Here is an 8,324-nt window from a genome sequence, read left to right on the forward strand (position 1 = left end):
GCCCTCCCCCGTCCCCGCATCACCCGTCGGCGTCCGCTCCACGCCACCCGAGGGCGTCTCCGTCCGGACGCGACGCGGCTCCAGTCCCGCGGCTGCCGCGGCGCGCGCATCGAACGCGGACGGATGTGCTTCCGCCGCCCCAGGGGCCGCGGGTTCGTCCTCGTCCGGCGCCGCCGCCGGAACCACCAGGGTGCCCAGGTCCGCGAAGATGGGCGCGGGCCCGCCGGACAGCGCCTGCTGGGCCTGATCCAACCACTGCTTCACCCGCCCGTTGTTGGGCTGCAGCGCCACGGCCTTGCGCAGGATGGGCAGCGCCGAGCGGTACAGCCCGCGCTGCAACAACACCTCGCCAATGAGGTTGTAGGCGTAGGGGTTGTCCTTCTCGATGGCGATGGCCTGGTCGAACTGCTCCATCGCTTCGGCGGGCCGACCCAACTGGATGAGCGCCTTGCCCCACAGCACCCGGCCCACGGTGGACGTGGGATGGTGGGCGATGCCTTGGGTGCACACCTCGATGGTGCGCGCCGCGTCTCCCTTCTCCAACAACGCCTTCGCGAGCTCCACGAAGACGGAAGAGGTCGGGTCCTGCCGGAGGAGCTGCTCGTAGCGCTCCACCATCGACTTGGCCATGTTGAGTCGCGACTCCGGTGCTCGGGCGGGGGAGCGCGGACCATAGCACTGCCGTCGTGCCTCGCGCCCAGCCGGTGGTAGCGTCGCGCACGTGAAACGCCTGCCTGCCCTGATGTTCGCCCTGGTCCTCGGTGGGGCCTGTGCCCACACCCCGCCCACCTCGGACCTGGAGACCCTGCGTCCCGTCGTGGAGGGCTTCCACAAGAACCTGCGCTGGCGCAACTACCGCGCCCTGTCCAGCTTCCTCGTCCCCGAGGAGCGCCAGGACTTCGACCGCCAGCGCCGCGAGCTGCACGACGAGCGCGACCTCACCGTCACCGACTTCGAAATCGAGGACGTGAAGCTCGCCGAGGACGGCCAGCACGCCACCGTGCACAGCCGCATCCAGTGGATGCGCCTGCCCTCCGCCTCCGAACAGACCGACACCGTCACGTCGGAGTTCGTCTTCCGGGACGGCGTCTGGCTGCTGGAGAAGCAGCAGGCGGGCCCGTTCGCGGGCGAGCTGGAGTAGAAAAAAGTCGCCCACCGCCTCGGGGCCGGCCGAGACGGTGGGCGTCGAGGGTTCCCCAATGGAACCCCCTACCAGGGTGACGGGGTCGCGCAGTGTTTCTCAGGCCCGCTGCGACTCCGCCGTGTTGCCTGGCTGTAGAGCAATGCCGGTGCCAACCCTCCCGCCGCCCCACCGCACCCCGGGTTCCTGCGGGAAATCAGGCACTTGCATGCCCAGGACGCCACCGCCGCCGGGTCGTCCCTGACAGCGCTGTCAGAGGCCCCCTGCCATGCCGCCGTCGCCCCAGTGACATCCGTGTCAGGGACCCCGGTGGCGGCCCACGGAAAATCCGCTACTCGCCGATGACGGAGCGGATGGTGTCGCGCATGGAGTGGTGGGCCTTCCAGCCCACGTCCTGGACCCAGCGGTTGCCGTCCACGGCGCACAGGAACTGGATGTGGTCCAGCTCCGGGGGCGGGAAGTTGGCCAGCCGGTAGCGGAACATCAGGCCCAGGAGCGGTCGGGCCACCGGGTGCGGCACGGGGATGGGGGTACTCCCCAGCTCGCGCAGCACCGCGGACAGGGGCACCTGGCCGGGGCCGACGACGTTGTAGACGCCCTTGGGCTCCGGGCGCAGGGCCGCCACCATCGCGCGCGCCACGTCCTCCACGTGGATGAGCTGCACCATCGGGTCGAAGCCCGCGAGCGTCCACGGGTAGCGCAGGCGCAGGTAGTGCGAGGGCGCGTTCTTGATGGTGGGCCCGACGATGTGGACGGGCCGGAGGATGACCGTCTCGATGTGCGGGTGCTTCCAGAAGAAGCTGTGCGCCAGCATGTCCACTTCGATGAGGTCGCGCACGCCGGAGAAGCGGCTGGCGGCCATCAGCGGCGCGTCCTCGGTGAGGAAGTTGGAGTTGTCCGGACTGGGGCCGTAGACGTTGGCCGAGGAGAGGACGACCACCTTCTTCACGCCGTACTTCGCGCAGTACTCCAAGAGGCGCGTGGTGCCCACGACGTTGAACGAGTGGTGCTCCTCCTCGCTCATGCGCGGGTCATGCATGATGCCCATGTGGATGACGGCGCGGACCTCGTTCTTGCGAAAGACGTCCTCCGCCTTCTTCTTGCGCAAATCCAGCTGGTGCATCTCGACGTCCTTCGGCCGGCCCGCGAAGGGGCGCCGGTCGATGCCGATGATGCGCTCGTGCTTGTGCAGCATCTTCGCCAGCGTGCGGCCCAGGTTGCCGCTGATGCCGGTGACGACGACGGCGGGCTTGAGGGCGCCTCGCGGCGACTCCTTCTCCTCCTCGTGCGGGGCGCTCACCAGAACACGCCCCGGCGTTCCTTGAGACCCTGCTGGAGCATCGCCTGGATGGAGGCCTTCACGGTGCGCACCTTCTTGTCGAGTTCGCTGTCCTCGTCGTCCGCGCGACCGGTGAAGTGCAGCGCGTCGCCGAAGTAGATCCGGTACTTCGTGGGCAGCGGGAAGGCCGCGCCCGTGGGCGTGATGGGGAAGGACGGGAAGCCCAGCAGCTTCGCGAGCGGCTTCAGGTTCATCAGCGCGGGGGCCTGCTCCTCGGCGCCCACCACGGCGATGGGGACGATGGGCGTGTTCGTCTCCAGGGCCAGCCGCATGAAGCCCAGGCCGAACTCCTGGAGCTGGTAGCGCTGGGGCCACAGCTTGTTGAGGCCGCGCGTGCCTTCGGGGAACACGAGGATGGCCTCTTCGGCCTCCAGCAGCCGTCGGCAGTTCTCCGGCGTGCCGACAATCTGGCCCACGCGCGCCATGAACGTGGAGACGTACGGCAGGGACGGCACCCACTTCTCCACCATGCTGCGGATGGCGCGCGGCGGAGAGCCCTCCACCATCAGGGCGATGCCAATCATCGCGCCGTCCATGGGCAGCTGGCCGGAGTGGTTGGACACCAGCAGCACGCGCCCGGGGGGAATCCGGTCCGCGCCGTAGGCCTCCACGCGGAAGTAGTGGCGGTAGAGCCACAGGAACGGGGCGATGGCCGCCAGGCTGTAGTCCAGGTTGAACCCGAACGGATCCACCCCGTACTCGTTCTCCGTCCGGGCCAGGCCCTGGAGTTCGCCCGACTGCGCTTCGCCCGCCATGCGCTCGGTCCAGCCGCGCAGACCCTTCTTCACCTTGTCGCTGAAACGCTCCAGCATGGCTGGCTCCTTAGCACCCCGGCACGCACGCTGGGAGTGTGCCGGCAACCCGTGAAGTCCTTCTGACGATAATCCGCCGGAAGGTCCCCCCATATGCGCATCCCGCCCAAGCCGCCGCCGTCCTTGCCGCCCGCCCGGACGTCCTCCTCCGGCTCCACCGTCGCCGCGACGATGCTGACGCTCGCCTCCGCGTCCAGCGACTTCCAGCCGCAGGCCCCTGCGCCACGGGCCGGCAACACCGTGGTCGCGAACGCCCCGGTGCTGGCGCGGTCCGCCCCGGCGGGCCTGGCGCGGGAGCCCGCCCAGGCGGTGGCCTTCGTGCGCGACTTCAACGCACGGCTGGACCTGCCGCCCGCGCGCTTGAAGGAGAAGCTCGCGATGATGCGCGAGAGCCCCGCGGCGATGTTCCGCGCCATGCCCGCCCTCTTCCACGCGGACCTGCGGGGCCCGTACGCGCAGGCCGCGAAGCTGGTGGACCGGCCGGCCCCGGACATCCTCGTGGTGGGTGATGCCCACGTGGGCAACCTGGGCACCTTCCGGGGACCGGATGGCAAGGCGGTGTGGGGGCTGAACGACTTCGACCAGGCGGGCACGGCGTCGCCGGAAGCGGACCTCACGCGGCTGGCCGCGAGCGCGGTGCTCACCGCGCGCGAAGCGGGCCTGTCGTCCGCGGAGCAGGCCTCGGCGGTGAAGGCGCTCGCGGAGGGTTACTTCGAGACACTGGAGCTGCTGGCGGACGGGGATGCGAACCCGGGGGCCTTCCTGACGAAGAAGGAATCCTCCGGGCCGGTGAAGGACCTCATCGACCAGGCGCGCGACACGTCGGCGAAGGACCTGCTGGCGAAGTACGTGAAGTTCGACGGCGCGAAGGGCCCGCACTTCCTCCACACGGACACGCTCAAGCCCCTGGACGCGGCGAGGAAGGGCGCGGTGCGCGCGGCGCTCGCCTCGTATGAGAAGTCGCTCCAGGGCTCCGAGGGCGTGGCGGTCCCCCTGCGGGTGCTGGACCTCGCCGAGCGGCTGGACGCGGGCGGCAGCAGCTATGGCCTGGAGCGCGACTACGTGCTCGTGGGCGCGGCGGATCCGAAGGCACCGCCCGTGCTGCTGGAGCTGAAGGAGCTGCTCGCGTCCGGGGTGACGTCGCCGCCGGTCCCCGCGAATGGAGAGGGCGTCGTGAAGGCGCAGCAGGCGCTGGCCGGAGACGCGAACCCGCTCACGGGCGCGGTGAGCATCGGAGGCCGAGCGTTCCTCGTGCGCGAGGTGGAGCCGGAGAAGCACAAGCTGGAGGACACCGCGCTCGCGAAGAAGAAGGCGCTGCGCTCCACCTTCGAACAAGCGGGCGTGGTGCTGGCCCGCGCCCACGGCAACACGCGCGAACAGGCCACGCGACTGGAGACCTGGTTGGGCGGCGACACCGCCGAGGCCACGAAGCGTCTCACCGCCTTCGCACGGGCCTACGCGGATCAGGCCGAGGCGGACTGGAAGGCCCTGAAGGCTGGGCGCTGATCAGAGCGGCGCCGTGAATCCGTTCGCCAGGTCGCACGGCGACTGCCCCGTCACAGAGACTCAGAGCGTCGCGGAGAAATGCCCCGCCGCGTCGTGCAGCGTGACGACGTCGAAGTCGTCCTTCAGCCACTGGAACACACTGCGCAGCCGCTCCTGCTTCTTCACGGCGCTCACGCGCAGGTCGCGCTGCTGGCGCACGAGCTCCGGCGGGATGCCATCCGCCGCATCCAGCACGTCCACGCCATGCAGTTCGAAGTTGAAGAAGGCATCCTCCCGGCAGGCACGGTACGCGGCGCGCATCGTGCCGCGAGGCAGCGTGGCCGCGAAGGTGCCGATGAACGGGAAGCGCACCAGCGGCGTCACCGTCATCGGCAGCTCCACCACCGCGCCCGCGCCCCGCCGGTAGGGCCGCGCCGGATCCGGCCGGTACGGCACGCGCGGCGCCAGCAACACACGGGGCGTGTCCAGCACGGAGCGCGAGGGCCGTCCCAGCGCCGCGAGCGCCCCCATCACCGCCGCCTTCGCCGCGTAGTACGGCGCCGCCGGGAACGCGGACGAGCCGTACCGGTACCCCTGCGCCACGGTGGCCGCGTACAGGTCCGCGTTCAGTGTGTAGCCCGGCGCGCGGAAGCCCGAGGGACGCACGCCGGTGGCCTTCAGGATGGCCGCGTCCGCGCGCGCCAGATCCTCGGCGATGGCGACAGGGCCACGCCGAGTGAGCGCGTAGTCATGGGCATGGCTGTGGCTTGCCACCTCGATGCCCGCCGCATGGGCCTGCCGCATGCCGTCCGCCGCGCCGGGGTCCTCCTCCAGGTCCTCGCCGATGGCGAAGAACGTCCCAGGTGAGCCCACGGACGCCAGCAGGTCGCGGAAGCGCGGCACCGCGACGCGGTGGATCAACGTGCGGGCGCGCGCATCCAGGAGCGACTCGGGCAGCCCATGGATCCGGCAGTAGTGCGGCAGCGAATCCAGGTCGACGGAGATGGACGCCAGGCGCACCGCGGACATGGAGCGCTCCCCTCTCTCAGGTCCCGCGGATGCGGATGACGTAGAACAGCTTGCCCACGTTCTTCAGCACGTTGGGCACGCGCCGGAACAGGTGGATGGACGGCTGGCGCTTCTCGTGGAGCTGGATGGGGATCTCCATCACGTTGAGCCCCTCGCGCCACGCCCGGATGACGAACTCGCTGGCGAACACGTCCATGTCCACCACGCACTTCTGGATGACGGGCAGCAGCGCTTCCCGGCGGAACGCCTTCAGCCCGTGCGTGTCCGTGCCCTGGAAGCCCAGCGCGATGCGCAGCAGCTTGTTGTGCACCCGCGTGGCCGCGCGGCGGACCAGGGGGCGCTGGTCGCTCGCGCCCTTGGCGGCCTTGGAGCCCACGACCATGTCCGCCTCGCCGCGCTCCAGCCGGGGCAGCGCCGAGTCGTAGAAGGTCAGGTCACAGAGGTCGATCTCATCGCACACCACGTAGGTGCCCCGGGCCTTGAGGATGCCGGCCTTGAGCGCCACGCCGTAGTTGGGCGTCTCCGAGTGGAACCAGCGCAGGCGCGGGTTCTTCGAGCACAGCTCCTCCAGGAGCCGGGGCGTCGCGTCGCGCGAGCCGTTCTCCGCGAAGATGATTTCGTAGTCGAGCCCCCGAGCATCCAGCCCCTGACTCAGCTCTTCAGCTGCCTGGGCGATGATCGATTCCTCGTTGTAGACGGGGATGACGACGGAGAGGTGCAGGGCCATGGGTCCGGGAAGCGAAAGGTAGGCCTGGGGCCTAGCACGGCCCCAACCCACCCGTCGACAGGGAGATGACCCCTCGCGTTACCCGTTCAAAGTCCGGGCACAGGCCCGCCCGCCCAGGATGGCGTCCTCCATGGACGAGTACTCCCACTGGCCATAACGCCCCGCGGTGAGGATGCCCGCGTGTTCCAGGAAGCGGGCCACCTCCGTCTTCGCGGGGCCGTATGCGTCGTCGTAGAGGACGTACGCGTTGGGGATCTCCCGCGCCCGGGCGAAGAGGACGTCGTCCTTCGCATGGATCATCTGCGAGCGCAGCAGGTCCTCCACCGCGTGCTGTTCCGCGTCCGCCAGGGACAGCTCGCCGTGGTGGCTGAACTCGACGGAGAAGCTGGCCGTGTCCGGCGGGGCCAGGGGCGCGTACACCGCCGACGGTGACCCGATGCGGTACGACTTGAACTCAGGCTCCGGCAGGTAGATCCAATGCCAGGGCTGGCGGTTCGCCCCCTTCACGCCGACGCACACGTACGTGACGGTGAAGGCCCGCAGCCGCTTCGCCGCGGCCTGCACCTCGTCCGGGACCCCGGCGGCGCTACGAGAGATCAACTGCACCAGCGTCGGCAGCGCGATGGAGGACACGAGCCCCGAGTAGCCCTGCGTGCGCCCGTCCGACAGCACGACCTGCTTCGCCTTCCAGTCGATGGAGACGGGCTCGGTGTGGACGCTCAGCTCGCCGCCGCGCAGGTGCTGTTTCATCGCGCGCGCCAGGCTCTCGATGCCGCCCTCGCGCGGGTACAGGAACGACGCGTTGTAGCCCAGCTGGTCGCTGCCGGCGCCGAGCGCCCCGTCGACGACCTCCTTGAGGCTGGGGCGCGGCACGAAGCGGCCCACCCAGGCGGCGGACATCTCGCGCGGGTGCACGGTCCACAGCTTCTGGTTGTAGGGCAGCATGAAGTTCTTCGCGAAGCCCTCGCCCATGTAGCGGAGGATGAACTCCTCGAAGTTGACGGGCTCGCGCTCGCGCAGGGCGCGGCCCTTCTCGCCGTAGAGGGCCTCCACGTACCCGACGAGGTTCTCCGCGACGACGTCCGGCGGCAGCCCGTGGGTGTTCACCTGGTAGGGGAAGCGCGTGAAGGTGCTGCGCGAGAACACCGCGGCCCGGCGCTGGATGCGGACCATCTGGTCCGGCAGCCAGAGCGTGTTGACCAGCTCCTGGATCTCCGGGTCGCGCAGGTGGAGCCAGTGACCGGTGGGGTCGAAGTAACACCCGTCGATGACCTCGGTCTTGATGAGGCCGCCGACCCGGTCCGACTTCTCGATGAGGCGCCAGGGGCGCTTGAGGAAATGCGCGGTGGACAGGCCCGCGAGGCCGGCCCCCAGGATGACGATGGGATCCATGCGCCGTCGGGTCTACCACCTCGCCCCGGGGGCTGGAAAACGAACGCACACTGTCGGTAGGGGCGGGCGCCCGCCCTCCTGCCCGGCCGGGTGACGACTCTCCGCCCGGGGGCGCGTTCTTTCCGGGCTTGAAACGCCTCTGCTAGCCTGCACGCGCCGCGCGGACCATCGCACGCCCCATTCATTGCTGCGCGTGCGCGCGCCAGCCGGTCTCGTCGAAGGAAAACAATGAAAGTCTCCTGCCCGTCGTGCCAGACGAATTACAACATCGATGACAGGCGGATCCCGCCCGGGGGCGCGAAGCTCAAGTGTGCCCGGTGCCAGACCACGTTCCCCATCAAGGCCGATGGCGTGAGCAACGAGGCGCCCGAAGCCGCGCCCTCCCCGGAGCCCCAGGCC

Annotated in this window: 9 protein-coding genes; 3 read left to right on the top strand and 6 right to left on the bottom strand. The window is 70.0% G+C overall.

The features are described from left to right. A partial coding sequence (locus D7V97_RS36325; RefSeq protein ID WP_233583441.1) for a tetratricopeptide repeat protein occupies positions 1-630 on the bottom strand: 630 nt, incomplete at its 3' end. A 91-nt stretch (positions 631-721) separates the two neighbouring features. On the opposite strand from D7V97_RS36325, the gene D7V97_RS36330 reads away from it, so the two are divergent. Then, positions 722-1,141, top strand: coding sequence for a hypothetical protein (locus D7V97_RS36330; protein ID WP_120615201.1), 420 nt, complete (start codon positions 722-724; stop codon positions 1,139-1,141). 331 nt (positions 1,142-1,472) lie between these two features. Here the strand turns inward: D7V97_RS36330 and D7V97_RS36335 are convergent, their stop codons facing one another. Beyond that, positions 1,473-2,441, bottom strand: coding sequence for an SDR family oxidoreductase (locus D7V97_RS36335; protein ID WP_120615202.1), 969 nt, complete (start codon positions 2,439-2,441; stop codon positions 1,473-1,475). Then, positions 2,438-3,292: a lysophospholipid acyltransferase family protein gene (locus tag D7V97_RS36340; protein ID WP_120615203.1), complete on the bottom strand. Its 855-nt coding sequence runs from the start codon at positions 3,290-3,292 to the stop codon at positions 2,438-2,440. Before D7V97_RS36340 ends, D7V97_RS36335 begins: the two co-directional genes overlap by 4 nt. Positions 3,293-3,385: 93 nt before the next feature. Here D7V97_RS36340 and D7V97_RS36345 point away from each other — a divergent pair, with 93 nt between their 5' ends. Beyond that, entirely contained in the window at positions 3,386-4,798 is a 1,413-nt protein-coding gene (locus D7V97_RS36345) for a DUF2252 family protein (RefSeq protein ID WP_120615204.1), read from the top strand. A 60-nt stretch (positions 4,799-4,858) separates the two neighbouring features. On the opposite strand, the gene D7V97_RS36350 is transcribed toward D7V97_RS36345, so the two are convergent. The 3 genes from D7V97_RS36350 to D7V97_RS36360 form a co-directional block, all read right to left on the bottom strand. Next, positions 4,859-5,797, bottom strand: a complete 939-nt coding sequence (locus D7V97_RS36350; protein ID WP_199729058.1) for a polysaccharide deacetylase family protein — start codon at positions 5,795-5,797, stop codon at positions 4,859-4,861. A 25-nt stretch (positions 5,798-5,822) separates the two neighbouring features. Continuing rightward, a complete protein-coding gene (locus D7V97_RS36355) occupies positions 5,823-6,533 on the bottom strand; it encodes a glycosyltransferase family 2 protein (protein WP_120615206.1) in 711 nt (236 codons plus the stop codon). A 78-nt stretch (positions 6,534-6,611) separates the two neighbouring features. Then, positions 6,612-7,925 carry an NAD(P)/FAD-dependent oxidoreductase gene (locus tag D7V97_RS36360; protein WP_120615207.1) on the bottom strand — a complete coding sequence of 438 codons (1,314 nt, stop codon included), beginning with the start codon at positions 7,923-7,925 and terminating at the stop codon, positions 6,612-6,614. Between the two features lie 228 nt (positions 7,926-8,153). Between D7V97_RS36360 and D7V97_RS46880 the strand changes: the two genes are divergently transcribed. Then, positions 8,154-8,324: zinc-ribbon domain-containing protein (locus D7V97_RS46880; RefSeq protein ID WP_199729057.1), on the top strand; the 171-nt coding region annotated here is incomplete at its 3' end.

This window comes from Corallococcus sp. CA053C (genome assembly GCF_003611675.1).
Taxonomy (GTDB): Bacteria; Myxococcota; Myxococcia; order Myxococcales; family Myxococcaceae; genus Corallococcus.